Origin of the sequence: Sanguibacter sp. HDW7 (assembly GCF_011300875.1) — a bacterium.
Classification (GTDB): domain Bacteria; phylum Actinomycetota; class Actinomycetes; order Actinomycetales; family Cellulomonadaceae; genus Flavimobilis.
In genome coordinates this window covers 1,690,959-1,716,665 of record NZ_CP049862.1, presented here as the reverse complement: position 1 = coordinate 1,716,665, position 25,707 = coordinate 1,690,959, and the positions used below count along the sequence as shown (strand labels likewise).

Here is a 25,707-nt window from a genome sequence, read left to right as displayed (position 1 = left end):
TCTGATATCGGCAAGTCTGCTGGTCGCCTTGAGGAGGACGGTCCAGATCGAACATCGGGGTGAGCCGGAGCTTCGATCTGCGCGGCACGGGACTCGCCCGCTCTGGCCGCCCACGCCCGGTACCCTCTCCTACGTGCCCCACAACGTCATGCCCCGCGTCGTCCTCGCCGGTCCGCCCGGCTCCGGCAAGTCCACGGTCGCTGCGGCGCTCGGCGCCGCGACGGGCTGGTCCGTGCGCGACACGGACGCCGATGTGGAGGTCCGGGCGGGCAAGCCGATCAGCGACATCTTCCTCGACGACGGCGAGCCCGCGTTCCGCACTCTCGAGCGTGAGGCCGTCGCCCTCGCCGTCGCGGAGCACGACGGCGTCCTGGCTCTCGGCGGGGGTGCGGTGCTCGCACCCGAGACGCAGGAGGTGCTCGCGTCGTACGCCGCTGCGGGTGGCACCGTCGTGTTCCTCGACGTGTCGCTCGCGCAGGCCGCGCCGCGCGTCGGTTTCAACGTGTCGCGCCCGCTGCTGCTCGGCAACCCGCGCGCGCAGTGGCAGCAGCTCATGACCGCGCGCCGTCCCGTGTACGAGAAGGTCGCGACGCTGCGCGTCGACACGGACGAGCTCACGCCCGACGACGTCGCGGCGACGATCCTCGCGGCGCTCGGCGCCGCACCCGCGCCCGCGGACGGCGCACAGCAGACCGCACCCACCGAGGGGGACCAGAAGTGACCACCGCACCCGTCCGTGTCACCGTGCGCGGCGAGCAGCCGTACGACGTCGTCATCGGCCGCCACCTTCTCGGCGAGCTGCCGACGATGCTCGGGCCTGACGTCCGTCGCGTCCTCGTCCTCGCGCCGGCCGCGCTCGGCGCGACCGCCGAGGCGATCCGCTCCGACCTCGCTGCGCAGGGCTACGAGGCCATCCAGGCGGAGGTCCCCGACGCCGAGGAGTCGAAGACCGCCCAGGTCGCGGCGTTCTGCTGGCAGGTGCTCGGCCAAGCCGGATTCACGCGCTCGGACGCGATCGTCGCCGTCGGCGGAGGCGCGACGACGGACCTCGGCGGGTTCGTCGCCGCGACGTGGCTGCGCGGCATCAAGGTCGTCCAGGTTCCGACGACGATCCTCGCGATGGTCGACGCGGCCGTCGGCGGCAAGACCGGCATCAACACGGCCGAGGGCAAGAACCTCGTCGGCGCGTTCCATCCGCCGGCAGGCGTCCTGTGCGACATCGACGCGCTCGAGTCCCTGCCCCGCTGGGACTTCGTGGCGGGCCTCGCTGAGATCGTCAAGTGCGGCTTCGTCCACGACGCGCGCGTGCTCGAGCTCATCGAGACGCATGCGGCCGAGCTCACGCAGGGCGCGAGCGGCGTCCCTGAGGACGTGCTCGTCGAGCTCATCGAGCGTGCCGTCGCCTGGAAGGCTGCCGTCGTCGCGGAGGACCTCAAGGAGTCCGGGCCGCGCGAGTTCCTCAACTACGGGCACACGTTCGGTCACGCGATCGAGAACGTCGAGCGCTACCAGTGGCGCCACGGCGCGGCCGTGTCCGTCGGCATGGTGTTCGTCGCGGAGCTCGCACGGCTCGCCGGCCGCCTGAGCGACGCCGACGTCGACCGTCACCGGTCCGTCCTGGAGTCCCTCGGCCTGCCCACGACCTACCGCGGTGACCGCTGGGAGCAGCTCCTCACGGCCATGCGCCGCGACAAGAAGAGCCGTGGCGACACGCTGCGCTTCGTCGTCCTCGACGGCCAGGGACGACCGAGCCGTCTCGAGGGTCCCGACCCGACGCTGCTCGTCGCGGCGTACGCGGAGATCGCGGCCGACGCTCCCACGCAGGGGCACCGCGTCAGCCTGTAGCCACCCCGAGCTTCGCTCCGGGAACGCGAGAGCCCGGCACCCCCACCACGTGGGATGCCGGGCTCTCGCGCGCGGGGTGTCAGCCCCAGCGGGTCACGAGGGTCACGGTGTGCTTCTCCGACCAGTTGTCGGTGTGGTCCCACGCGAGCAGGTCGTCGGCGCAGAGCGACCGGCCCGTGACAGCGGCGTCGTCGACCCGCCACAGAGTCTCGCCGTCGACGTCGTAGACGAGCTGGCCCGCGCCGGCGCCGAGCGCCGACCACGTGACGCGTGAGCCGCACTGCTGCACGCCGAGGAACGTCGTGTCGGACGGTGCGCCGATCGCGACGGCCGAGCCGTCGGCCGCGTCGACGACGTACAGGACTCCCTGGCGCGTGAACGTCAGCGTGTCGCCGCCACCCGCGAGGTCCGCGATGGTGCCCTGCGCGCCCGGGTTGGCGGACGCGCCGACCGAGACGATCTCCTGGTAGCGACCGTCGAGCAGGACCGAGACGCCGACCGTGTCGAGGGGGTTCTGTGCGCCGTCCTCAGTCACGCCGTCGCCGAGCCGCAGCACCGCCACGCCGCCGTCGAACACGACGGGAGTCGTCGCGCCCTTGACCTCGACGCGGACCTTGCCGCCCTCGAGCGGCACGGACAGCACCTGGACGCGGCTCGTGCCGTCCTGCTCGACGTACGCCGAGTTGAAGTAGACGCGACCGTCGTGGACGACGGGCTTGGGCGCCGCGATCGCCGGGTGGACGTTGCCGGGCACGCCGAGGTCCTTCGACTCCGCGATGGTCCTCACGCCGCCGTCGGTCCCTGCCACGCGGATGCGCCAGCGAGCGTTCGCGATGTCGGCCGTGAGGGACTCGACCCAGACCGTGGCGTCCTTCGTCACGTACGCGCCCACGGGCAGCGCTGCCGCCCGCGAGAGCTCGGAGAGCTTGCCCTCGAAGTAGCTGCCGAACGTCGCGTCGCCCGCGAGCGTGCCGTCCTTCGCGAGGAAGCCCTCGGGGAGCCCTGCGAGCATCGTGGTGCCGTCGGGACGCACGGCCACGGCGGTCGCCGCGAAGCCTGAGGCCGTCACGGGCGGCGTCTCGACGACCACGTTGTACTGCGTGCCCTCTGCCGCCACCTTCGCGGTCGCGACGTCGACGACCTTCGCGACGAGCGGGGCGCCGTCGGGACCACGCAGCTCGTTGACCGTTGTGCCGATCGACGTGCTCTTCTGGGTCGGCGGCGTGGGTGTCGCGCCTGGTGTGCACGCCGCCGTGAGCGCGAGGCCGGCGACGGCGAGGAGGACGGCGCCTCGGCGGGCGGGGGTGCTGAACGGGGGAGTCATGAAGGACCTCTCAGGTACGGGCGTCGTCGTCCGACCAGGAGCCCTGGGCCCCGGTGGCAGCGCGAGCCTAACCACGGGCGCGAGCCGCGGCGCGGCGGGAGGGTCCGTCGCGACGAAGTGTGCGGGGTCCACGTACGGGACAGCCCCTACCGAGCGTCGACGGCGCCACGACGGGTTCCGCGCGCGCCGCGACCGCAGGGCGGGACGCCCGCCGGTCGGCGGCCGCGGACCGCTACGCTCGCCGCATGACGCGCGTCCTCGTCCTCAACGGTCCCAACCTCGGTCGCCTCGGTGTGCGTGAGCCCGAGGTCTACGGTCACGCGACGCTCGCCGACCTGCGGTCGGCGTGCGAGGGCTGGGCCGCTGCGCTCGGCCTCGAGGCCGACGTACGGCAGACCGACGACGAGTCCGAGATCGTCGCCTGGCTCCACGAGGCCGTCGACACGCGCTCCGACGTCGTCGTCAACCCGGCGGCGTTCACGCACTACTCCTACGCGCTGCGCGACGCCGCCGCCCAGGTGACGGACGTCGGTCTGCGGCTCGTCGAGGTCCACATCTCCAACCCGTACGCGCGCGAGGCGTTCCGGCACCTCTCGGTCGTCGGACCTGTCGCGACGGGGACCGTCGCGGGCTTCGGGCTCGACTCCTACCGGCTCGCGCTCTCGGCGCTCGCCGGCGCCTGAGCCCGGGTGGGTGGCGTACGCCACCCACCGCGTTCGCTGCCGGACGCCCGGCAGGATCGCTATACTCGACCAGTTGCGGCGGCAGCCGCCATCGAGGCGTGCCCCGCACGGCCCACCCCGCCCGCGTGCGGACGGGCTGCCGGCACCACCGACACTTGACACCCCCAAGAGGAAGTTGAACCGTGGCGACCACGAACGACATCAAGAACGGCACCGTGCTCCGGCTCGACGGCCAGCTCTGGACCATCATCGAGTTCCAGCACGTCAAGCCCGGCAAGGGCGGCGCGTTCGTCCGCACCAAGATGAAGAACGTCGTCACGGGCAAGACCGTCGACAAGACGTTCAACGCGGGCCTGAAGATCGAGACCGCGAACGTCGACAAGCGGAACTACCAGTACCTGTACAAGGACGGCGACGACTTCATCTTCATGGACACCGACACCTACGACCAGGTGCCGGTCTCGGCCGCGGTCGTCGGCGACGCGGTCAACTACATGCTCGAGAACCAGATGGTCCTCGTCGCGCAGAACGAGGGTGTGCCGCTCTACATCGAGCTCCCCGCGTCCGTCGTCCTCGAGATCACGTACACGGAGCCGGGCCTCCAGGGCGACCGTTCCACCGGTGGCACGAAGCCCGCGACGCTCGAGACCGGTGCCGAGATCCAGGTCCCGCTCTTCCTCGAGCAGGGCACCAAGGTCAAGGTCGACACCCGCGACGGCTCCTACCTGGGTCGCGTGACCGACTGACGTGGCTGCCCGGAGCAAGGCCCGCAAGCGGGCCGTCGACGTCCTCTTCGAGGCGGAGCAGCGCGACGTCGCCCCGCTGACGATGCTCGCGGACCGCATCACGTCCCCCGGGACGGAAGCGGCGCTGCCGCAGTACGCGTGCGACCTCATCGAGGGGTACGACGCGCACGCGGCGCGCATCGACGAGGTCCTCGAGACGTACTCGAACGGCTGGACGCTCGACCGCATGCCCGCGGTCGACCGGGCGATCCTGCGCCTCGCGACGTGGGAGATCGTCTACAACGACGACGTCCCCGACGCGGTCGCGATCGACGAGGCCGTCGAGCTCGCGTCGGCGCTGTCGACCGACGAGTCGCCGAGCTTCGTCAACGGCCTGCTCGCGCGCATCATGGAGCTCAAGCCGACGCTGCTCGGCTGAGCGCCTCGCTCGCCCCAGGGCCCTGCACCCCGTCCGGGGTGCGGGGCCCTGGTCGCTCCACCTACTCGTCCGTAACCTACGGCGCCGTAGGTTAGCCTTGAGCCATGGATCTTGCCGACCGTCCCTGGCTCTCCTCGTACGCGCCCGGCGTCGCCGCCGACGTCGTGATCCCCGACGAGCCCCTTCATGCCGTCATCGAGCGCAACGCTGCCGCGTTCCCCGACCGCATCGCGCTCGACTTCCTGGGACGGCGCACCACGTACCGCCAGCTCGCGGCCGAGGTCGCGCAGGCAGCCGGCGTCCTCACGCGCCTCGGCGTCGCACCGGGTGACCGCGTCGCGATCGCCCTGCCGAACTGCCCGACGCACGTCGTCGCGTTCTACGCCGTCCTGCGCGTCGGCGGCGTCGTCGTCGAGTGCAACCCCACGTACACGCGCGACGAGCTCGCCCACCAGATCGCCGACTCAGGCGCGAAGGTCGCGATCGCGTGGGAGCCCACGGCGGCCCGCCTCCTCACGGTCCAGGCCGACGCGGGCGTCGATACCGTCGTCGCAGTCGACCTCACGCGCGACCTTCCCGGAGCCAAGCGCCTCGCGCTCAAGCTGCCCGTCGCGACTGCCCGCGCGCTGCGCGGCCAGATGCGTGGCGACGTCCCCGACGGCACGCCCCGCTGGGAGGAGCTGCTGCGCGACGCTCGCCCCGTGCCCGCGAGCTACCCGTCGCCCGGCTCCGACGACCTCGCGCTCCTCCAGTACACGGGCGGCACGACCGGCACGCCCAAGGCCGCGATGCTCACGCACCGCAACCTCGTCGTCAACGCCCTCCAGGGTCAGGAGTGGACGCAGCTCGGCATGGACCCGGCTGCCGGCCCGAGCCGCGGCCTGTCCGACGACGTCGTCTACGGCGTCCTGCCGTTCTTCCATGCCTTCGGCCTGACGCTCTGCCTCTCCTTCGCGCTGCGCATCGGGGCGACGCTCGTCCTCCTGCCGAAGTTCGACGTCGAGCAGTTCCTCGCTGCGCAGAAGCGCGTGCCGGGAACGTTCCTGCCGGCCGTCCCGCCGATGCTCGACCGCATCGCCAAGGCGGCACCCGCCGGCGAGGTCGACCTCACGTCCTTCCAGTTCGCGATCTGCGGCGCCATGCCGTTGCCCGGCGCCGTCGCGTCGGCCTGGGAGGCTGCGACCAACGGTTACGCGATCGAGGGCTACGGCATGACGGAGACGTCGCCCGTCGCGCTCGGCTCACCGTGCTCCGACGCACGTCAGCCCGGGATGCTCGGCGTGCCGTTCCCGTCGACGTACATCCGGGTCACCGATCAGGAGGACCCGACCGCCCTCGTCCCCGCCGGCGAGCGTGGCGAGCTGCTCATCTCCGGGCCGCAGGTGTTCCAGGGATACTGGAACCGCCCCGAGGAGAGCGCCGACAGCCTCGTCGAGATCGACGGCCGCACGTGGGTGCGCACGGGTGACGTCGTCGTCGTGCAGCCCGACGGCTTCGTCAAGCTCGTCGACCGCATCAAGGAGATGATCATCTCCGGCGGCTTCAAGGTGTACCCGTCGCAGGTCGAGGACCGGCTCCGCGAGATGCCCGGCATCGAGGACGTCGCCGTCGTCGGCGTGCCCGGGGGAGACCTCGGCGAGCGCGTCGTCGCCGCGATCGTCCTCGCGACCGACGTCGCGGCAGCGATCGACCTCGAGCAGGTGCGCGCGTGGGGCGAGGAGAAGCTCGCGCGCTACGCGCTGCCGAAGCAGCTCGAGATCGTCACGGAGCTGCCCCGCTCCCAGATCGGCAAGGTCCTGCGCCGCGTGGTCCGCGACGACATCATGAGCCGCAAGCAGGCGTAGGGCGCAGCCTCCTCAAGGTCGGTTGCACGCTGAACCTCCGCAGCGGTCCGTGCGCGCAAGGAGCCCCGCGCTCTCTCGGGACCTTTGTCCCGGTGCGCTCCGGCGGTGCCGGGTGAGGGTGGGGCCAGGAGGGCACCATGATCGAGATCTACTTCGCGTCCAGCTCGTCGGGCATGGTGCGCCAGTTCGCCGAGCGGCTCGGGCGTCCGGCGCACGACCTCGGCGACCGCGATGTCCGGCGCAGCGTGCCCGAGGGGCCGTGGGTGCTCATCACCCCGTCCTACAAGACCGGCAACCCCGACAACGACACGATCCCCGAGCCCGTCCGCCGGTTCCTCCGTGACCCGGTGACGCGACGACGGATGGTCGGGATCATGGGCTCCGGCAACCGGAACTTCGGCTCGCACTACCAGGCTGCCGCGCGCACGATCGCGCGGATCTCTGGCCGTCCGGTGCTCTTCGAGTTCGAGCTTCAGGGAACCCAGTGGGACGTCGCGGACGCGCGCAAGGTCCTCGACGAGCTCGAGGTCGCCCTCGAGGCCGCTCACTCCGCCTGAGGGCCCGGCCGCCCGGGCGGACAGGGCAGCCACAGTGGCGCACGCCACAGCGACCGCTCCGTGGACGAGCCCGCGTGCGTGAACGACGCGGGCGTAGAGTCGTCGACCGACAGGCTTTCCTTTAACAGACCGTCCAGAGAGGCGGAGAAGGAGGTCGCCACATGGCTGGCGCACCCATGCCCGGCGGCGAGGGGACCACGGTCCTCGGCGCCCCCGAGATCGCCCGGGCACTGACCCGGATCGCTCACGAGATCCTCGAGCGCAACAAGGGCGGTGACGACGTCGTCCTTCTCGGCATCCCGACGCGCGGCCTCCCGCTAGCGCACCGCCTCGCCGAGCGCCTCGCAGCCGTCGAGCCGAGCCTCGACGCGGCCTCGCTCGTCGGCGAGCTCGACATCACGATGTACCGCGACGACCTCCACCGGCACCCGACGCGCCCTCTCGGCGCGACGACGCTCCCTGCGGGCGGCATCGACGGCAAGGTCGTCGTCCTCGTCGACGACGTCCTCTTCTCGGGTCGCACCATCCGGGCCGCGCTCGACGCGATCAACGACCTCGGCCGGCCGCGCGCCGTCCAGCTCGCGACGCTCGTCGACCGCGGCCACCGCGAGCTGCCGATCCGCCCCGACTTCGTCGGCAAGAACCTCCCGACTTCCCAGAGCGAGCGCGTCGCCGTGCTCCTCGACGAGATCGACGGCACGGACGCCGTGACGATCACCGCGGGGGAGGAGCAGGCATGAGGCACCTTCTCGACACGCGCGACCTGACGCGCGCCGACGCGGTCCACATCCTCGACACGGCCGCCGAGATGGCGGCGACGCAGTCGCGCGAGATCAAGAAGCTGCCGACGCTGCGCGGCCGCACGGTCGTCAACCTCTTCTTCGAGGACTCGACCCGCACCCGGATCTCCTTCGAGACCGCAGCCAAGCGCCTCAGCGCGGACGTCATCAACTTCTCCGCGAAGGGCTCGAGCGTCTCCAAGGGCGAGTCCCTCAAGGACACGGCGCTCACGCTCCAGGCGATGGGCGCGGACGGCATCGTCGTCCGCCACCACGCGTCGGGCGCGCCGCACCTGCTCGCGCACGCGGGCTGGGTCGACGCGGCCGTCGTCAACGCGGGCGACGGCACGCACCAGCACCCCACGCAGGCGCTGCTCGACGCGTTCACGATCCGCCGCCACCTCGCCGAGCGAGGCTCGGCCGGTGCGGGCGCCGGCCTCGACGCACGCAGCGGCGTCGGCCGCGACCTCGCGGGCCTCAAGGTCGCGATCGTCGGTGACGTCCTGCACTCGCGCGTCGCGCGCTCGAACGTCCAGCTCCTCACGACGCTCGGCGCAGAGGTGACGCTCGTCGCCCCGCCGACGCTCGTGCCGGTCGGCGTCGAGTCGTGGCCGTGCGCCGTGAGCTACGACCTCGACGCGACGCTCGAGGCCGTCAACCCCGACGCCGTCATGATGCTGCGCGTCCAGCGCGAGCGTATGAGCGTGGGGGGCGGCGGCTTCTTCCCGAGCCCGCTCGAGTACTCGCGGCTCTACGGACTCGACCAGCGTCGGCTCGGTGCGCTCGCCGAGCACACGATCGTCATGCACCCAGGTCCCATGAACCGTGGCCTCGAGATCTCCGCGCACGCCGCGGACGCTGCCCGCTCGGTCATCGTCGAGCAGGTCTCCAACGGGGTCGCCGTCCGCATGGCCGTCCTCTACCTCACGCTCGCGGGCTCCGGCACCGCGGCGCCTGCCCCGACGTCGAAGGAGCCCGCATGACCGCCCAGAACCGACCCGTCCTCCTCACGGCGGCACGCGTGCTCGGCGGTGAGCCCCAGGACGTCCTGCTCGCCGACGGCATCGTCGCGAAGGTCGCTCCCGCCGGGACGCTCGAGGCCCCCGAGGGTGCGCTGACGATCGACGCGACGGACAAGGTCCTCCTGCCGGGCCTCGTCGACCTCCACACGCACCTGCGCGAGCCGGGCCGCGAGGACGCCGAGACCGTGCTCACGGGCACGCGCGCGGCGGCGCTCGGCGGCTTCACCGCCGTGCACGCGATGGCCAACACGACGCCCGTCGCCGACACCGCAGGCGTCGTCGAGCAGGTCTGGCGACTCGGCAACGACGCGGGCTGGGTCGACGTCTTCCCCGTCGGCGCGGTGTCCGTCGGCCTCGCGGGCGAGCAGCTCGCGGAGCTCGGGGCCATGGCGTCCTCGGCAGCGCGCGTCCGCGTCTTCTCCGACGACGGCAAGTGCGTCCACGACCCCGTCCTCATGCGCCGTGCGCTCGAGTACGTCAAGGCGTTCGACGGCGTCGTCGCCCAGCACGCCCAGGAGCCGCGCCTCACCGAGGGCGCCCAGATGCACGAGGGCGTCGTCTCCGCCGAGATCGGCCTGCGCGGCTGGCCGGCGGTCGCCGAGGAGGCGATCATCGCGCGCGACGTCCTGCTCGCGGAGCACGTCGGCTCGCGCCTGCACGTGTGCCACCTCTCGACGGCCGGCTCTGTCGAGATCGTCCGCTGGGCGAAGTCCCGCGGCCTGCAGGTGACGGCCGAGGTCACGCCGCACCACCTCATCCTCACGGACGAGCTCGCGCGCGGCTACGACCCCGTCTACAAGGTCAACCCGCCGCTGCGGACGGCCGAGGACGTCGAGGCCGTGCGCCAGGGTCTGGCCGACGGCACGATCGACATCGTGGCGACCGACCACGCCCCGCACCCTGTCGAGGACAAGGACTGCGAGTGGGACGCCGCGGCGTTCGGCATGACGGGCCTCGAGACGGCCCTCGCGGTCGTCCAGGAGACGATGGTCGAGACCGGCCGCCTCACCTGGGCGGACGTCGCCCGCGTGCTCTCGACGAACCCCGCGCGCATCGGTCGAGTCGACGACCGTCACGGCCGTCCCGTCGCCAAGGGCGAGCCTGCCAACCTCACGCTCGTCGACCCGGCCGTGCGCCGCACGGTCGAGCCCGCGCTCCAGGGCACGATGAGCCGCAACTCGCCGTTCGCGGGTCGTGAGCTCCCGGGCCAGGTCGTCGCGACGTTCCTCCGCGGACGTCCGACGGTCCTCGACGGCGAGGCGCTCGCGCCCGCCGGTGCGCCGGCACCGCAGAGGGCGACCGCCTGATGGGCGTCCCTCCCTGGGTGACCATCACGGTCCTCTCGTTGCTCGCGGTCGGCACGCTCGTCGGCATGGTCATCGGCTGGCGCCACCGCACCGCGCGCACGTCCGCCGTGATCGGCGAGCTCCCGGCGGCCCCGACCGTCCTCGGCGCTGTGCTCGCGGGCGAGATCGCCGTGAGCTACGTCGCGACGACGTTCCACGACGAGTGGCTCGAGCGCGTCACTGCCCTCGGCCTGGGCGTGCGCGGCCGCGCGACCGTCACGGTCCACGAGCACGCGCTCGTCGTGTCCCGCAACGGTGCCCCCGACCTCGTCCTGCCCGCGACGGCCCTGTGCGGCGTCACCCGGTCCTCGGGCATGGTCGGCAAGTTCGTCGCCGACGCGTCGATCGTCGTCGTCACCTGGGCCTCGACGGGCCCGGACGGCCACGAGGTCCTCCTCGACACGGGGCTGCGCCCCGACCACACCTCCGAGCGCGGCGTCCTCGACGACGCCCTCCGCTCGATCATCAGCACCGCCCCCGCACCGAAGGAGCAGCAGTGAACCAGCCCCTCGACCTCGTGCCTCTTGACGACGACGCCGCAGTGCTCGTCCTCGAGGACGGCCGCGCCTTCGTCGGGCGCGCCTTCGGCGCGGTCGGCACGACGCTCGGCGAGATCGTCTTCAACACCGGCATGTCCGGCTACCAGGAGACGCTCACGGACCCGTCCTACCACCGCCAGATCGTCGTCATGACGGCGCCCCACATCGGCAACACCGGTGTCAACAGCGAGGACCCCGAGTCCCTGCGCATCTGGGTGGCGGGCTTCGTCGTCCGGGACGCGGCGCGCCGCGCCTCGAACTGGCGCTCGGAGGGTGACCTCTCCGACGACCTCGCGGCCCAGGGCATCGTCGGCATCTCCGACATCGACACGCGGGCGCTCACGCGTCACCTGCGCGACCGCGGCGTCATGAGCGGCGGCATCTTCTCGGGCGCGTCGCTCCTCACCGACGGCCACCCGCGCCGCATCGGCTCGCTCGTCGAGGAGATCCTCGCGAGCCCGCAGATGGCCGGCTCCGACCTCGCGACCGAGGTCTCGACCGACGCCGCCTACACGGTCGAGCCTGCGGGCCGCTTCGCGGGCCAGGAGCCCGTCGCGACCGTGGTGGCGCTCGACCTCGGCATCAAGTCGATGACTCCCGCGCGGCTCGCCGAGCGCGGCGTGCGCGTGCACGTCGTGCCCGCCGCGACCTCGTTCGACGAGCTCATGGCGTACTCGCCCGACGGTGTCTTCTTCTCGAACGGCCCCGGCGACCCGTCGACGGCCACCGGCCCGATCGCGCTCCTGCGCGAGGTGCTCGACGCGAGGGTGCCCTACTTCGGCATCTGCTTCGGCAACCAGCTCCTCGGTCGCGCGCTCGGCTACGGCACTTACAAGCTCGCCTACGGCCACCGCGGCATCAACCAGCCGGTCATGGACCTCGCGACCCGCAAGGTCGAGATCACGAGCCACAACCACGGCTTCGCGGTCGACGCGCCCATCGGTGAGGCGTCGACGGCCCCGCACGCGGACGGCCGCTACGGCCGCGTCGTCGTCAGCCACGTCGGCCTCAACGACAACGTCGTCGAGGGCCTCGAGTGCCTCGACATCCCGGCGTTCTCGGTGCAGTACCACCCGGAGGCCGCAGCCGGCCCGCACGACGCCTCCTACCTGTTCGACCGCTTCATCGACCTCATGACCTCGGGTGCGAAGACCGCCGCCGGCCTCTCGGCCGCGACCGCCGCCACGCCCGCCGCCAGCAAGGAGAGCTGACCCGTGCCTCGTCGCAACGACATCCAGAGCGTCCTGGTCATCGGGTCGGGCCCGATCGTCATCGGCCAGGCCTGCGAGTTCGACTACTCGGGCACTCAGGCGTGCCGCGTGCTCAAGGAGGAGGGTCTGCGCGTCATCCTCCTCAACTCCAACCCCGCCACGATCATGACGGACCCCGGCTTCGCCGACGCGACCTACGTCGAGCCGATCACGACCGAGGTCCTCACGTCGATCATCGCCAAGGAGCGCCCCGACGCGGTCCTCGCGACGCTCGGCGGCCAGACGGCCCTCAACGCGGCGATCGCGCTCGACGAGGCCGGTGTCCTCGAGGAGTACGGCGTCGAGCTCATCGGCGCGAACATCCCCGCGATCCAGAAGGGCGAGGACCGCGAGCAGTTCAAGCAGGTCGTCGAGGTGTGCGGCGGCGAGTCCGCGCGCTCGCACATCGTCCACACGATCGACGAGGCGCTCACGGCCGCCGTCGACCTCGGCTACCCGCTCGTCGTGCGTCCGTCGTTCACGATGGGCGGCCTCGGCTCGGGTATCGCGTACGACGAGGGCGACCTGCGCCGCATCGCCGGCCAGGGCCTGCACTACTCGCCCACGACCGAGGTGCTCCTCGAGGAGTCCATCCTCGGCTGGAAGGAGTACGAGCTCGAGGTCATGCGCGACAAGGCGGACAACGTCGTCGTCATCTGCTCGATCGAGAACGTCGACCCGGTGGGCGTCCACACGGGTGACTCCGTGACTGTCGCGCCCTCGCTCACGCTCACGGACCGCGAGTACCAGAGCCTGCGTGACATCGGCATCGCGATCATCCGCGAGGTCGGCGTCGACACCGGTGGCTGCAACATCCAGTTCGCGATCCACCCGGAGACGGGCCGCGTCGTCGTCATCGAGATGAACCCGCGCGTGTCGCGCTCCTCGGCGCTCGCGTCGAAGGCGACGGGCTACCCGATCGCGAAGATCGCTGCCAAGGTCGCGATCGGCTACACGCTCGACGAGATCACGAACGACATCACGGGCACGACGCCCGCGTCGTTCGAGCCGACGCTCGACTACGTCGTCGTCAAGGTGCCGCGCTTCGCGTTCGAGAAGTTCCCGGCGGCCGACGACACGCTCACGACGACCATGAAGTCGGTCGGCGAGGCCATGGCGCTGGGCCGCAACTTCACCGAGGCGCTCGGCAAGGCGCTGCGCTCGATCGACAAGTCCGGCACGACGTTCCACTGGGACGGTGAGGTCGCGACGGGTGCTGAGCTCGCCGAGCTGCTCGAGCTCATCCAGCGTCCGACCGAGCAGCGGCTCGTGCAGGTGCAGCAGGCGCTGCGCGCAGGCGCGGGCATCGAGGCCGTCTACGAGGCGACGAAGATCGACCGCTGGTTCCTCGACCAGATCGAGCTCGTCAACGAGGTCGCGGCCAAGGTCGCGTCGGCGCCCGCGCTCACGCGCGACGTCCTCATGCTCGCCAAGCGCCACGGTCTCTCGGACGTCCAGGTCGCGGCGCTGCGCGGCATCGGTGGTGCGGCGGGGGAGTCGACGGTCCGTGAGGTGCGCCGTGCGCTCGGCGTGCGTCCCGTCTTCAAGACCGTCGACACGTGCGCGGCGGAGTTCGCCGCGACGACGCCGTACCACTACTCGACGTACGACGAGGAGACCGAGGTCGCGCCGCGCGAGCGCGAGGCCGTCATCATCCTCGGCTCGGGCCCCAACCGCATCGGCCAGGGCATCGAGTTCGACTACTCGTGCGTGCACGCGACGCTCGCGCTCGCCGAGAAGTACGAGACCATCATGATCAACTGCAACCCGGAGACCGTCTCGACGGACTACGACACGTCCGACCGCCTCTACTTCGAGCCGCTGACCTTCGAGGACGTGCTCGAGGTCTACGAGGCCGAGCTCGCCGCCGGCCCCGTCAAGGGCATCATCGTGACGCTCGGTGGCCAGACGCCGCTGAGCCTTGCGCAGCGCCTCGCGGACGCGGGCCTGCCGATCCTCGGCACGCAGCCCGAGGCCATCGACGCCGCCGAGGACCGCGCCGTCTTCGGCCGCGTCCTTGAGGAGGCCGGCCTGCCGGCGCCCGCGTTCGGCACGGCGACGACGCTCCCGCAGGCCCGCTCGATCGCGGCGGGCATCGGCTACCCGGTGCTCGTGCGCCCCTCGTACGTCCTCGGCGGCCGCGGCATGGAGATCGTCTACTCCGAGGAGCAGCTCACGGGCTACGTCGAGCGTGCGCTCGGCGCCGCGGCCCAGCAGGGTGGCCGTGTCGCCCCGATCCTCATCGACCGCTTCCTCGACGACGCGCTCGAGATCGACGTCGATGCGCTGTTCGACGGCGAGGAGCTCTACCTCGGCGGCGTCATGGAGCACATCGAGGAGGCCGGTATCCACTCGGGCGACTCGGCGTGCGTCCTGCCGCCCGTCTCGCTCAGCCAGGCCGAGCTCGACCGGATCCGCCGCTCGACCGAGGCGATCGCCCGCGGCGTCGGCGTGCGCGGTCTGCTCAACGTCCAGTACGCGCTCGTGAGCGACGTCCTCTACGTCCTCGAGGCGAACCCGCGCGCGTCACGCACGGTGCCGTTCGTCTCGAAGGCGACGGGCGTCTCGCTCGCGAAGGCGGCCGCTCAGGTCATGGCGGGGGAGTCGATCGCAGACCTGCGCGCGAGCGGCATCCTGCCGGTCGAGGGCGACGCCGCGGTCATCGAGCTCTCGCAGCCGATCGCCGTCAAGGAGGCCGTCCTGCCGTTCAAGCGCTTCCGGACTGCGGACGGCGTCGCGGTCGACACGGTGCTCGGCCCGGAGATGCGCTCGACGGGCGAGGTCATGGGCCTCTCCCAGCGCTTCCCGACGGCCTTCGCGAAGTCGCAGGCCGCGGCGTTCGGAGGCCTGCCGACGTCGGGCACGGTGTTCGTCTCGGTCGCCGACCGCGACAAGCGCGACATCGTCTTCCCGCTCAAGCGGCTCGTCGAGCTCGGCTTCGAGATCCTCTCGACGACGGGCACGGCGACGGTCCTGCAGCGCAACGGCATCGCGACGCGCGTCGTGCGCAAGCAGTCCGACGGCCGCGGACCGGACGGGGAGCCGACGATCGTCGACCTCATCTCCGCGGGCGAGATCGACCTCGTCATCAACACGCCCTCGGGCCAGGGCGCACGCGCCGACGGCTACGAGATCCGCGCAGCGACGACGGCCGCGGACCGCGCGATCGTCACGACGACGCAGCAGCTCGCCGCGGCCGTCCAGGCGATCGAGGCGGTCCTCGCCGGACCGTTCGAGGTGACGTCGCTCCAGGAGCACATGGCGGCCCTCGTGGCCTCCGACCTGCCGACCCCGGCGGTCGTCGCGTGAGCCTCGCGCCCTTCGGTGCCCGCCTCGCGGCGGCGATGGACGCGCACGGTCCGCTATGCGTCGGCATCGACCCCCACGCCTCGCTCCTCGAAGCGTGGGGGCTCCCCGACAGCCCCGCGGGCCTGCGCGAGTTCTCCTCGCGCGTCCTCGAGGCCGTCGGCGGCCGGGTCGCCGCGGTGAAGCCGCAGGCGGCGTTCTTCGAGCGCCACGGCTCGGCCGGGCTCGCGGTACTCGAGGAGGTCGTCGAGGCGGCCCGGGAGACCGGGACGCTCTCGATCGTCGACGCGAAGCGCGGCGACATCGGCTCGACGATGGGCGCGTATGCGGAGGCGTTCCTGCGTGACGGCTCGCCGCTCGCGGGGGACGCGCTCACGGTCTCGCCGTTCCTCGGCTTCGGCTCGCTCGCCCCGGCGGTCGAGCTCGCGGCGCAGACGGGCCGCGGCCTGTTCGTCCTGTGCCTCACGTCGAACCCCGAGGGCGCGTCCGTGCAGCACGCACGGCGCGGCGCGGGCGCCGGCACGACGACGGTCGCAGCGTCGATCGCGGCCGCTGCTGCCGAGGTCAACGCGGGCGCCGACCCGATGGGCTCGATCGGGCTCGTCGTCGGAGCGACGATCGGCGACGCGGCGCAGGGGACCGGGACCGACCTCGTCGGCGTCAACGGCCCGCTGCTCGCCCCGGGCGTGGGCGCGCAGGGCGCCGGCCCCGACGAGCTGCGCGCTGTCTTCGGCGACGCACGTCGCACCGTGCTCGCGTCGTCCTCGCGCGGCGTGCTCAAGGTGGGCCCCGACGTCGCGGCGCTCCGCGCCGCTGCGCTCGACGCGTCGGCGGAGGCAGCACGCGCTCTGCGCGGCTGAACCACCCGGGTCTCACCCGGAGCCCGCGAGGGGCCCCAGCACGCCGCTGGGGCCCCTCGCGAGGCTCTGACCGGGGGTGATCACCCGTGGCACTGCTTGCCGACCAGCAAGGATGTGCCTAGGTTCACATATATCAACCCACCGCGAGGAAGGTGATGAACGTGGCACTCCCACCGTTGACCCCGGAGCAGCGGGCAGCTGCTCTTGAGAAGGCAGCCGAGGCCCGCCGAGCGCGCGCCGAGATCAAGAACAGGTTGAAGTACTCTCAGGGTTCACTCTCCTCCGTCATCGAGGCGGGCAGGACGGACGACGTCATCGGCAAGATGAAGGTCACCGCGCTGCTCGAGTCGCTGCCGGGGGTCGGCAAGGTCAAGGCGCAGGCGATCATGGACGAGGTCGGGATCGCGCAGTCGCGTCGTGTCCGTGGCCTCGGCCCGCACCAGGCTCAGGCCCTCATCGAGAGGTTCGGCTGACATCTCCGCTCCCACCGCCCCCCACGGCCCCGCCCCTGCACGTCTGACGGTCCTCGCCGGACCGACGGCGGTCGGCAAGGGGACGGTCTCGGCAGACCTCCGCGCGCGCTACCCCGAGGTGTGGCTGTCCGTGTCGGCGACGACACGGGCGCCACGCCCGGGTGAGGTCGACGGGGTGCACTACCTCTTCCTCGACACCGAGGAGTTCGAGCAGCGTCTCGCTGCGGGGGAGTTTCTCGAGACCGCCGTCGTCCACGGGCAGAACCGCTACGGGACGCTCCGTGGCCCCGTCGACGAGCGGCTCGCCGCGGGCGAGCCCGTCCTTCTCGAGATCGACCTCCAGGGCGCGCGGCAGGTCCGTGAGTCCATGCCTGACGCCCGCTTCGTCTTCCTCGCCCCGCCGAGCTGGGACGAGCTCGAGCGTCGCCTCGTCGGACGCGGCACGGAGGGCCCCGAGGAGCGCGAGCGTCGCCTCGCGACGGCCCGCGTCGAGATGGCCGCGGAGGCCGAGTTCGACCACGTCATCGTCAACGACGTCGTCACGCGCGCGACCGACGAGCTCGTGAGCGTCATCGGTCTCACGCCACGCCCGGCGGAGCCGGTCGCGGACGGCGCGCCGCTGCGCTGATAGGATGACCCTTCGGTCCGTGCGTTCCGCGCCGGGCCTCCATCACCGACCACCACGTTGCGGAGACGATCTTGTCCGGAACCGTTGCCCAGCCGACGGGCATCACCGACCCGCCCATCGACGACCTTCTCGAGCACGCGAGCTCGAAGTACGCGCTCGTCGTCTACTCGGCGAAGCGTGCCCGCCAGATCAACGCGTACTACTCGCAGCTCTCCGAGGGCCTCCTCGAGCACGTCGGCCCCCTGGTCGAGACGCGCACGCAGGAGAAGCCGCTCTCGATCGCGATGCGCGAGATCAACCAGAGCCTCCTCGAGCTCACCGAGAACGAGGCCGCCGGGGTCTGACGCCCCAGCCCCATCAGCTCCACGGAGGACGTGCGGTGCGGATCATCCTCGGCGTCGGGGGCGGCATCGCCGCCTACAAGAGCGCGCTGCTGCTGCGCCTCCTCACGGAGGCCGGCCACTCGGTGCGGGTCATGCCCACCGCGGCAAGCCTCGAGTTCGTCGGGCGGGCCACCTGGGAGGCGCTCTCGGGGGAGAAGGCGACGCACGAGGTCTTCGACGACGTCGACGAGGTCGCCCATGTCCGGCTCGGACATGAGGCAGACCTCGTCGTCGTCGCTCCGGCAACTGCCGACCTCCTCGCCCGCGCGGCCTCGGGCCGCGCCGACGACCTCCTCACGACGACGCTCCTCACGGTGACGTGCCCCGTGCTGCTCGCTCCCGCGATGCACACCGAGATGTGGCGACACCCTGCGACGCAGGCGAACGTCGAGCTGCTCCGCAGCCGAGGCGTCACCGTTCTCGAGCCCGACTCGGGCCGCCTCACGGGCGCCGACTCCGGCCCTGGGCGCCTGCCCGAGCCCGCCACGATCGCGGACGCAGCCCTCGGTCTCGTCCGGACACGGGACCTCGCGGGTCTCGAGGTCGTGGTCAGTGCTGGCGGGACCGTCGAGGCCCTCGACCCGGTCCGGTTCCTCGGCAACAGCTCCTCGGGCCGTCAGGGCGTCGAGCTCGCGCGTGCGGCGCTCGAGCGCGGCGCGAACGTCCGGCTCGTCACCGCGTCGATCCAGGTCGCGACCCCTCCGGGCGTCGCTGTGACCCCGGTGCGCAGCGCACGCGAGATGCAGGCCGTCATGGTCGATGCCGCAGCGACCGCGGACGTCGTCGTCATGGCGGCCGCCGTCGCCGACTTCCGGCCCGAGACCGTCGCGACCGACAAGATCAAGAAGGTCGAGGGCGGCGAGCCACCCGTCCTGCGGCTCGTCGAGAACCCTGACATCCTCGCGGGCCTCGCCCGCGACCGCCGCGACGGCCAGACCGTCGTCGGCTTCGCCGCCGAGACCGGTGACGCCGACGGCTCCGTGCTCGACCACGCGCGCTCCAAGGCGCGCCGCAAGGGCGCCGACCTCCTCGTCGCGAACGACGTCGCCGGCGGGCGCACGTTCGGCGCCCCGGACAACGCGGTGACGATCCTCGACCGCGACGGCGGCACGGTCGCGACCGCGTCCGGCTCCAAGGCCGAGGTCGCGCACGCCGTGTGGGACGCCGTCCTGCACGTTCGGGGATGACGACGACCGTCCATCCGCTCCTCGTCGTCGCGTCGACGACCGAGGTCCTCGCCGCGCTCACGCACCTCACGCTCGACCCGACGGAGGAGGAGCGCGCCCTGCGCATGGTGAGGGCGGAGGACGCGGCTGACTTCCGTGCCGCCCACCTCCTCGCCCGGTGGGCGCTCGCCCTGGCGACGGACACCGCCGACGGCGTGCTCGTGCCCGCGCAGAGCTGCCCCGGCTGCGGCGGTCCGCACGGCCGTCCGACGGTGCCGGGCCGGCCCGACGTCCACCTTGCGTGGGCGCACACGCGTGGCGCCGTCGCGGTCGTCGTCGCCGACGTGCCGTGCGGCGTCGACATCGAGCGCTCCGACGGCCGACCCGTCGCGCCGCGCGTCGTCGATCGCACGCTCATGCCCGACGAGGCGGTGCGCGTGCGATCCTCGTCACGTCCCGACCTCGCGTTCCTCGAGGCGTGGGGCGTCAAGGAGTCCCTCGTCAAGGCCGGAGAGGGCGATCTCGCCGCGCAGCACGGACGTACGGTCGTGGGTCCCGACGGGCTGCGGGCGCCGGGGGAGCGGGACCGCTCGACCGCGCGGATCCGCGTGAGGACGGGCCCCTCGCGGGTGCTGGACGGCATCGTGAGGGTCGATCACGACCCTGGCGTCAGCACCGTCGCGCTCGTGCTCGGGGACCTCGTCGCGATCCCGCGCGTCGGCCTGACCACAGGGGCTCTGGACACGTCTCACGTCCCGATCCTGGGGCGGCCCCGACCTGCCTGACGACTAAGATCGGCAACCATGACCGACCACCTTCGCCTGTTCACCTCCGAGTCCGTCACCGAGGGCCACCCGGACAAGGTCTGCGACCAGATCTCCGACGCCATCCTCGACGCGATCCTCGAGCAGGACACCGAGGCACGGGTGGCCGTCGAGACCATGGTGACGACCGGCCTCGTCCACGTCGCCGGCGAGGTGACGACGTCCGCGTACGTCGAGATCCCGCAGATCATCCGCTCCGTCGTCCGCGAGATCGGCTACACGTCGTCCGCGATCGGTTTCGACGGCGACTCGTGCGGCGTCTCGGTGTCGATCGGCCAGCAGTCCCCGGACATCGCGCAGGGCGTCGACAAGTCCGAGGAGTCGCGCACGAACGACGCGGGCGACGTCGACCCGCTCGACCTCCAGGGCGCGGGCGACCAGGGCCTCATGTTCGGCTACGCGTGCTCCGACACCGCCGAGCTCATGCCGCTCCCGGGCTGGCTGAGCCACCGCCTCGCGGAGCGGCTCGCCGCCGTGCGTCGCTCGGGCGAGGTCCCCGGCCTGCGCCCTGACGGCAAGACCCAGGTGACGATCGGCTACGACGGCGATCGCGCGGTCTCGCTCGACACCGTCGTCGTCTCGACGCAGCACGACCCCGACGTCCGCCACGACGTTCTCACGAGCGCCGTCCGCGACCTCGTCATCGCGCCCGTCCTCGAGGCCGCGCAGCTCGACCTCGACACGCGCGCGACCAAGGTCCACGTCAACCCGACCGGCATCTTCGTCGTCGGCGGTCCGATGGGCGACGCCGGCCTCACGGGCCGCAAGATCATCGTCGACACGTACGGCGGTATGGCCCGCCACGGTGGCGGCGCCTTCTCCGGCAAGGACCCGTCGAAGGTCGACCGTTCGGCGGCTTATGCGACGCGCTGGGTGGCGAAGAACGTCGTCGCCGCCGGGCTCGCGCAGCGCTGCGAGGTCCAGGTCGCCTATGCGATCGGTCGCGCGCACCCGGTCGGCGTCTACGTCGAGACCTTCGGCACCGAGACCGTCCCGCTGCCGCGCCTCACGGCCGCGATCCACGAGGTCTTCGACCTGCGTCCGGGCGCGATCGTCCGCGACCTCGACCTGCTGCGTCCGATCTACCGGGCGACTGCCGCGTACGGCCACTTCGGCCGTGAGCTCCCCGACTTCACGTGGGAGCGCACGGACCGCGTGGACGCGCTGCGGTCCGCCGTCTGAGCATGACGGGTCCGGCGGGCCAGGAGCCCGCCGCATCCCCTGCCGCAGCGGCCCTGCCCGACGCCCACGTCCCGGACGCCCACACGCCGGACGTTGACCTGCTCGGCGCGCCCGACCAGCTCGAGCTGCCGGGGATGCCTGCGCAGCGGCGTCGGCCCGCGCCCGGAGCTCAGGCAGTGACTCCCGCCGACGAGCTGCCGGTCGCGAGCGTCGTCGTCGAGGTGCCTGTGCTGCGCCTCGACCACACGTACGACTACCTCGTGCCCGTCTCGATGGCCGACGGCGTCGCGCCGGGCGTCCGCGTCAAGGTGCGCTTCGGTGCGCAGGACGTCGACGGCTACGTGCTCGAGCGTCGGGCGACGACGGCGCACGAGGGCACGCTGCGCCCCCTGCGCCGGCTCGTGTCGACGGAGCCCGTGCTGCCCGCGGCCTCGGCCCGGCTCGCACGGACCGTCGCGGAGCACTACGCGGGCTCGATGAGTGACGTGGTGCGTCTCGCGGTGCCGCCGCGGCATGCCCGCACGGAGGGCGAGCCGCTCGCCGACGACCCCGGCCCCGACGCCGACGGTGCGGAGGCCGAGCCCGTGACGCCCGGCCCCTGGGCGGATCTCGCAGGGGGTGAGGCGTTCCTGCGTCATGCCGCCGCGGGCGCTGCGGTGCGCGGCGTGTGGTCGGCCCTGCCCGGCCGCTGGGCGCCTGGCGGTGCAGTCCTCGCGGAGGACGGCTGGGAGCTCATGCTCGCCCGTGCCGTCCGCACCGTGCGCGATGCGGGGCGCGGTGCGCTCGTCGTACTGCCCGACGCACGCGACGTCGACCGCCTCGCGCGCTCCCTCGACGCGACGGGGATGCGCGACGCGACCGCGTCCGGCGGGACCCTTCCCGACGCCGACGGACGCGCGCACGGCTACGTGCGCCTGCTCGCGGACGACGGCCCCGCACAGCGCTACCGGGCGTTCCTCGCGGTGCTGCGCGGCCACGCTCGGGTCGTCGTCGGAACGCGCGCCGCGGCGTTCGCACCCGTCTCGGACCTCGGCCTCGCGGTCGTGTGGGAGGACGACGACCAGCTCCACTCCGAGCAGCGCGCCCCCTACCCGCACGTGCGCGAGGTGCTCGCGCTGCGCTCGGAGACCGAGGGCTGTGCCCTGCTCGTCGCGGGGCTCGGCAGGTCGGTCGAGGCGCAGGCGCTCGTACGCGGCGGCTGGGCGCACGAGATCGGTGCGCCGCGGGCGGTCGTCCGCGAGCGCACGGCGCGCGTCCGGGCTCTCACCCGGGTCGAGGTCGCGCGGGAGGGCCCGGCGGCCGTCGCGCGCATCCCGTCGGCCGCGTGGCGGTTGGCGCGTGAGGGTCTGGCACGGGGACCGGTGCTCGTCCAGGTCCCGCGTGCGGGCTATGTGCCCGTGACCGCGTGCGCGACGTGCCGGGAGCCGGCGTCGTGCCCTGCGTGCCACGGGCCGCTCGGGCTCTCGGCGGGCTCGTCGACGCCCCAGTGCCGTTGGTGCGGGCGTCTCGCGGCGGCGTGGACGTGCGCACGGTGCCACGGCGGCACGCTGCGTTCGGTGCTCGTCGGTTCCGAGCGGACCGCCGAGGAGCTCGGGCGGGCGTTCTCGAACGTGCCCGTGCGGGTCTCGGGCGCCCGCTCGGCCGGGGGAGTGCTCGCGTCCGTCTCGGGCGCGTCCGCGCTCGTCGTCGCGACGCCGGGTGCCGAGCCGGTCGCGGCGGGCGGCTACGCGGCCGCTCTCCTGCTCGATGCGGGGGTCGCGACGTCAGGGACGCACCTGCGGACGCGGCAGGACGCCGCGCGACGCTGGTTCACCGCGGCGAGCCTCGTCCGCCCCGCTGCGGCGGGCGGGATCGTCGCCGTCGTCGGCGACGGTGACGAGGTCGTCACCGGGGCGCTCGTGCGCTGGGACCCTGTGGGCCTCGCGGAGCGTGAGCTCGACGAGCGCGCCGAGCTCGGTCTGCCCCCTGCGGTGCGCGTGGGCGCGCTCACTGGGCCTCGGCAGGCGGTCGCGGCGGTGCTCGCGGAGGCGGAGCTGCCTCCCGGAGCCTCGGCGCTCGGTCCTGTGCCGGTCGCACCGGCCGACGGTGGTTCGGCGGTGCTCGGCGGCGAGCTCGGCGACGTGCGGGCGATCGTCCGGGCGCCGCGTGCGGAGGGTCGTGGTCTTGCGGCTGCGCTGCGTGCGGCGGTCGCGGGACGTGGTGCCCGACGCGGCGCCGGGACGGTGCGGCTCCACATGGACGTCGCCGATCTCGTGTGACATCCGCACCCGGCGACGTCTGTCCGTGACGAACGTCACCGACGTGCCGAGATCCTGCGGCGCGCGTCCCGGCAAGCACCGGGGGTCGTGGCACAGTGGAGGGCTGGAAGTGACGCACGGAGGCAGCTCGAGCAGTGACAGCACGGACGACGGACCCGACGATCGAGGACGCGGCAGGCACGACGCAGGACGTCGACGCCGCCGCGTCGCCCAACCCGCTCGCGTGGACGGCCGCAGACAGTCCCGTCCAGCGGCGTCCGACACCGCGGCGGATCGCAGGCATCGACGGGCTGCGTGCTGTCGCGGTGCTCCTCGTCCTCGCGTTCCACCTCGCTCCCGACGACGTCCCGGGCGGCTTCGTCGGGGTCGACGTCTTCTTCGTCATCTCGGGATTCCTCATCACGATGGGTCTGCTCCGGGAGAAGGCGCGCAACGGTCGCGTCGACCTCGCGCGGTTCTGGGTCAAGCGCGCCCGACGGCTTCTGCCGGCGCTGCTCGTCGTCGTCGCGGTGTGCTCGCCCGTCGCGCTGGCCGTCGGGGGTGACGTCCGCGTGCACCTCGACCGTCAGGTCTTCGGTGCCATGACGTTCTCGAGCAACTGGGTGTCGATCGCGGCCGACGACAGCTACTTCTCGGCGCTCGTGCCCCAGATCTTCTCGAACCTGTGGTCGCTCGCTGTCGAGGAGCAGTTCTACCTCGTGTGGCCGTTCGTCGTCGTCGGCGTGCTCCTGCTCGCACGGTCGCGGCGCGCAGGTCTGCTCGCCGCGGGCGGGGCGGCGCTCGTGTCCGCCGCGGCGATGGCGTTGCTCTACTCGCCGGGAGAGGACCCGACGCGGGTCTACTACGGCACCGACACGCACGTCTTCGGCATGATGCTCGGCGCGCTCCTCGCCTTCTGGTACTTCGGCAACGTCCGGACCGGGCGCCCTGCGCCGTGGCCCGCGGCGATCGCCCCGGTGGGTCGTGGCGCACGGCTCGTGCGTGCGCTCAAACGGCGTCGCCCCGGGGTCGTCGCGATGGTGTGCCTCGCCGTCATCGGCGCCTTCGCGCTGCTCGTGCCGTGGGACTCCCCGGTGACGTACCGCGGCGGGCTGCTCGTCCTGTCGCTCGCGGCGGCGCTGCTCGTCACGACGATGCTGCACGAGTCGCGGGTCCGACGGGTGCTCGAGACGCCCGCTCTGCGCTGGATCGGCGAGCGGAGCTACGGCGTCTACCTGTGGCACTGGCCCGTGTTCGTGCTTCTCACGCAGATCTTCGCGAAACAGTACGTCGAGGGTTCGGGCATCCCTCTCGTGTGGGTCGTCACGGTCGTCGTGACGTTCCTCCTCGCCGGCCTCTCGTACCGGTTCATCGAGCAGCCCGTCCTGCGCGACGGCGTCCTCGTGTCGCTCGAGCGGCTCGCCCGTTGGGCGCGCCCTGTGCGCGAGGCTCCGGGACGGGGCCTGCGGGCGCCCGTGCTGGGTGGCGCCGTCGCGGCGTGCCTCGTGCTCACGGGCTTCGCGGTGGCGACGGCGCCGCACGTCTCCTCGATCGAGCAGGACATCGAGGCGGGCATCGAGCTCAACGGCCCCGGGCTCGATCCGGCCGTGCCGGTCGCACCCACGGAAGGCGGCGCCACCGCGCCGGGGTCCGGAGGCTCACCTGATGCGGGCGCCGGCTCGACGCCCACGGGAACGCCGGGTGCGAGGCCCAGCAAGAGGCCGGGGGGCACGCCGGGGAAGGAACCCGCGCAGGATCCTGCCGGGACGGCGGGTGCGACGCCCACCCCGGACCCGACGACGCCACCTCCGCCTGCGACGGGCTCGGACCTCGTCATCGTCGGTGACTCGGTGACAGCGGCGTCGGCGAAGCAGATCCGGGGTCTTCTGCCTGACGCGCGGATCGACGCAGCGGTGTCACGGTCGATGCTCGTGGCGCCCGGGATCCTCTCCCAGCTCGAGAAGAAGGGTGCGCTTCCCGACGTCGTCGTGCTCGCGCTCGCGACGAACACGACGCTGCGCGAGCGGACGATCGACGACGTGCTCGCGGCGGTCGGGCCCGAGCGGCACGTGGTGCTCGTCAACGCGTACGGGGCGCGGAGCTGGATCAAGGGCACGAACGCGGTGATCGACGAGGCCGCGAAGAAGCACCCGCAGGTCTCGGTCGCGGACTGGCACGACGCCGTCCGGTCGCACGGGGAGCTGCTCGCGGCGGACGGGATCCACCCGACGCGCGACGGCGCGGAGGTGTACGCGCGTCTGCTGGTCGACGCGTACGCGGCCGCGCGCGGCTGAC

General features: G+C 72.6%; 23 protein-coding genes. 22 read left to right on the top strand and 1 reads right to left on the bottom strand.

What is annotated here, in order from left to right; genetic code table 11:
• Positions 1 to 148 precede the first annotated feature (148 nt).
• Entirely contained in the window at positions 149 to 721 is a 573-nt protein-coding gene (locus G7063_RS07990) for a shikimate kinase (RefSeq protein WP_166415266.1), read from the top strand.
• Positions 718 to 1,845, top strand: coding sequence for a 3-dehydroquinate synthase (gene aroB / locus G7063_RS07985; protein WP_166413927.1), 1,128 nt, complete (start codon positions 718 to 720; stop codon positions 1,843 to 1,845). The genes G7063_RS07990 and aroB overlap by 4 nt, the downstream gene beginning before the upstream one ends.
• A 79-nt stretch (positions 1,846 to 1,924) precedes the next feature.
• On the opposite strand, the gene G7063_RS07980 is transcribed toward aroB, so the two are convergent.
• A complete protein-coding gene (locus G7063_RS07980) occupies positions 1,925 to 3,169 on the bottom strand; it encodes a hypothetical protein (RefSeq protein WP_166413926.1) in 1,245 nt (414 codons plus the stop codon).
• A gap of 245 nt (positions 3,170 to 3,414) precedes the next feature.
• Between G7063_RS07980 and G7063_RS07975 the strand changes: the two genes are divergently transcribed.
• From G7063_RS07975 to G7063_RS07885, 20 genes are all read left to right on the top strand, one after another.
• Positions 3,415 to 3,852: a type II 3-dehydroquinate dehydratase gene (locus G7063_RS07975; protein WP_166413925.1), complete on the top strand. Its 438-nt coding sequence runs from the start codon at positions 3,415 to 3,417 to the stop codon at positions 3,850 to 3,852.
• 182 nt (positions 3,853 to 4,034) lie between these two features.
• Positions 4,035 to 4,598, top strand: a complete 564-nt coding sequence (gene efp, locus G7063_RS07970; protein ID WP_166413924.1) for an elongation factor P — start codon at positions 4,035 to 4,037, stop codon at positions 4,596 to 4,598.
• Position 4,599: 1 nt separating this feature from the next.
• Positions 4,600 to 5,016 carry a transcription antitermination factor NusB gene (nusB, locus tag G7063_RS07965; RefSeq protein WP_166413923.1) on the top strand — a complete coding sequence of 139 codons (417 nt, stop codon included), beginning with the start codon at positions 4,600 to 4,602 and terminating at the stop codon, positions 5,014 to 5,016.
• A 104-nt stretch (positions 5,017 to 5,120) separates the two neighbouring features.
• Entirely contained in the window at positions 5,121 to 6,860 is a 1,740-nt protein-coding gene (locus G7063_RS07960) for an AMP-binding protein (RefSeq protein WP_166413922.1), read from the top strand.
• A gap of 137 nt (positions 6,861 to 6,997) precedes the next feature.
• The gene (gene nrdI, locus G7063_RS07955; RefSeq protein ID WP_166413921.1) at positions 6,998 to 7,417 is read left to right on the top strand and encodes a class Ib ribonucleoside-diphosphate reductase assembly flavoprotein NrdI; all 420 of its coding nucleotides are present in this window, start codon (positions 6,998 to 7,000) and stop codon (positions 7,415 to 7,417) included.
• A gap of 161 nt (positions 7,418 to 7,578) precedes the next feature.
• Positions 7,579 to 8,157: a bifunctional pyr operon transcriptional regulator/uracil phosphoribosyltransferase PyrR gene (gene pyrR / locus G7063_RS07950; RefSeq protein WP_240916003.1), complete on the top strand. Its 579-nt coding sequence runs from the start codon at positions 7,579 to 7,581 to the stop codon at positions 8,155 to 8,157.
• The gene (locus tag G7063_RS07945; RefSeq protein WP_166413920.1) at positions 8,154 to 9,179 is read left to right on the top strand and encodes an aspartate carbamoyltransferase catalytic subunit; all 1,026 of its coding nucleotides are present in this window, start codon (positions 8,154 to 8,156) and stop codon (positions 9,177 to 9,179) included. The genes pyrR and G7063_RS07945 overlap by 4 nt, the downstream gene beginning before the upstream one ends.
• The gene (locus tag G7063_RS07940) at positions 9,176 to 10,525 is read left to right on the top strand and encodes a dihydroorotase (RefSeq protein WP_166413919.1); all 1,350 of its coding nucleotides are present in this window, start codon (positions 9,176 to 9,178) and stop codon (positions 10,523 to 10,525) included. Before G7063_RS07945 ends, G7063_RS07940 begins: the two co-directional genes overlap by 4 nt.
• Before the next feature lie 17 nt (positions 10,526 to 10,542).
• On the top strand, positions 10,543 to 11,064 hold the full coding sequence (locus G7063_RS07935) for a hypothetical protein (RefSeq protein WP_166413918.1): 522 nt from the start codon (positions 10,543 to 10,545) through the stop codon (positions 11,062 to 11,064).
• Positions 11,061 to 12,314, top strand: coding sequence for a glutamine-hydrolyzing carbamoyl-phosphate synthase small subunit (gene carA / locus G7063_RS07930; RefSeq protein WP_240916002.1), 1,254 nt, complete (start codon positions 11,061 to 11,063; stop codon positions 12,312 to 12,314). The genes G7063_RS07935 and carA overlap by 4 nt, the downstream gene beginning before the upstream one ends.
• A 3-nt stretch (positions 12,315 to 12,317) precedes the next feature.
• Positions 12,318 to 15,662, top strand: coding sequence for a carbamoyl-phosphate synthase large subunit (gene carB, locus G7063_RS07925; RefSeq protein WP_166413917.1), 3,345 nt, complete (start codon positions 12,318 to 12,320; stop codon positions 15,660 to 15,662).
• Positions 15,659 to 16,519, top strand: coding sequence for an orotidine-5'-phosphate decarboxylase (gene pyrF, locus G7063_RS07920; protein WP_166413916.1), 861 nt, complete (start codon positions 15,659 to 15,661; stop codon positions 16,517 to 16,519). Before carB ends, pyrF begins: the two co-directional genes overlap by 4 nt.
• A 161-nt stretch (positions 16,520 to 16,680) precedes the next feature.
• On the top strand, positions 16,681 to 16,992 hold the full coding sequence (gene mihF / locus G7063_RS15125) for an integration host factor, actinobacterial type (RefSeq protein ID WP_206188122.1): 312 nt from the start codon (positions 16,681 to 16,683) through the stop codon (positions 16,990 to 16,992).
• A gap of 1 nt (position 16,993) precedes the next feature.
• Positions 16,994 to 17,620 carry a guanylate kinase gene (gene gmk, locus G7063_RS07915; RefSeq protein WP_206188257.1) on the top strand — a complete coding sequence of 209 codons (627 nt, stop codon included), beginning with the start codon at positions 16,994 to 16,996 and terminating at the stop codon, positions 17,618 to 17,620.
• A gap of 71 nt (positions 17,621 to 17,691) precedes the next feature.
• Complete coding sequence (gene rpoZ, locus G7063_RS07910) at positions 17,692 to 17,964, top strand: DNA-directed RNA polymerase subunit omega (protein WP_166413915.1); 273 nt, start codon at positions 17,692 to 17,694, stop codon at positions 17,962 to 17,964.
• Between the two features lie 35 nt (positions 17,965 to 17,999).
• The gene (gene coaBC, locus G7063_RS07905; protein WP_166413914.1) at positions 18,000 to 19,190 is read left to right on the top strand and encodes a bifunctional phosphopantothenoylcysteine decarboxylase/phosphopantothenate--cysteine ligase CoaBC; all 1,191 of its coding nucleotides are present in this window, start codon (positions 18,000 to 18,002) and stop codon (positions 19,188 to 19,190) included.
• Positions 19,187 to 19,954 (top strand): 4'-phosphopantetheinyl transferase superfamily protein, encoded by a 768-nt coding sequence (locus tag G7063_RS07900; protein ID WP_166413913.1) that lies wholly within the window; start codon positions 19,187 to 19,189, stop codon positions 19,952 to 19,954. Before coaBC ends, G7063_RS07900 begins: the two co-directional genes overlap by 4 nt.
• Positions 19,955 to 19,972: 18 nt before the next feature.
• Positions 19,973 to 21,175 (top strand): methionine adenosyltransferase, encoded by a 1,203-nt coding sequence (gene metK, locus G7063_RS07895; RefSeq protein ID WP_166413912.1) that lies wholly within the window; start codon positions 19,973 to 19,975, stop codon positions 21,173 to 21,175.
• A 2-nt stretch (positions 21,176 to 21,177) separates the two neighbouring features.
• Positions 21,178 to 23,433, top strand: a complete 2,256-nt coding sequence (locus tag G7063_RS07890) for a primosomal protein N' (RefSeq protein ID WP_166413911.1) — start codon at positions 21,178 to 21,180, stop codon at positions 23,431 to 23,433.
• Between the two features lie 134 nt (positions 23,434 to 23,567).
• A complete protein-coding gene (locus G7063_RS07885; RefSeq protein WP_166413910.1) occupies positions 23,568 to 25,706 on the top strand; it encodes an acyltransferase family protein in 2,139 nt (712 codons plus the stop codon).
• The last annotated feature ends 1 nt before the right edge of the window (position 25,707 follow it).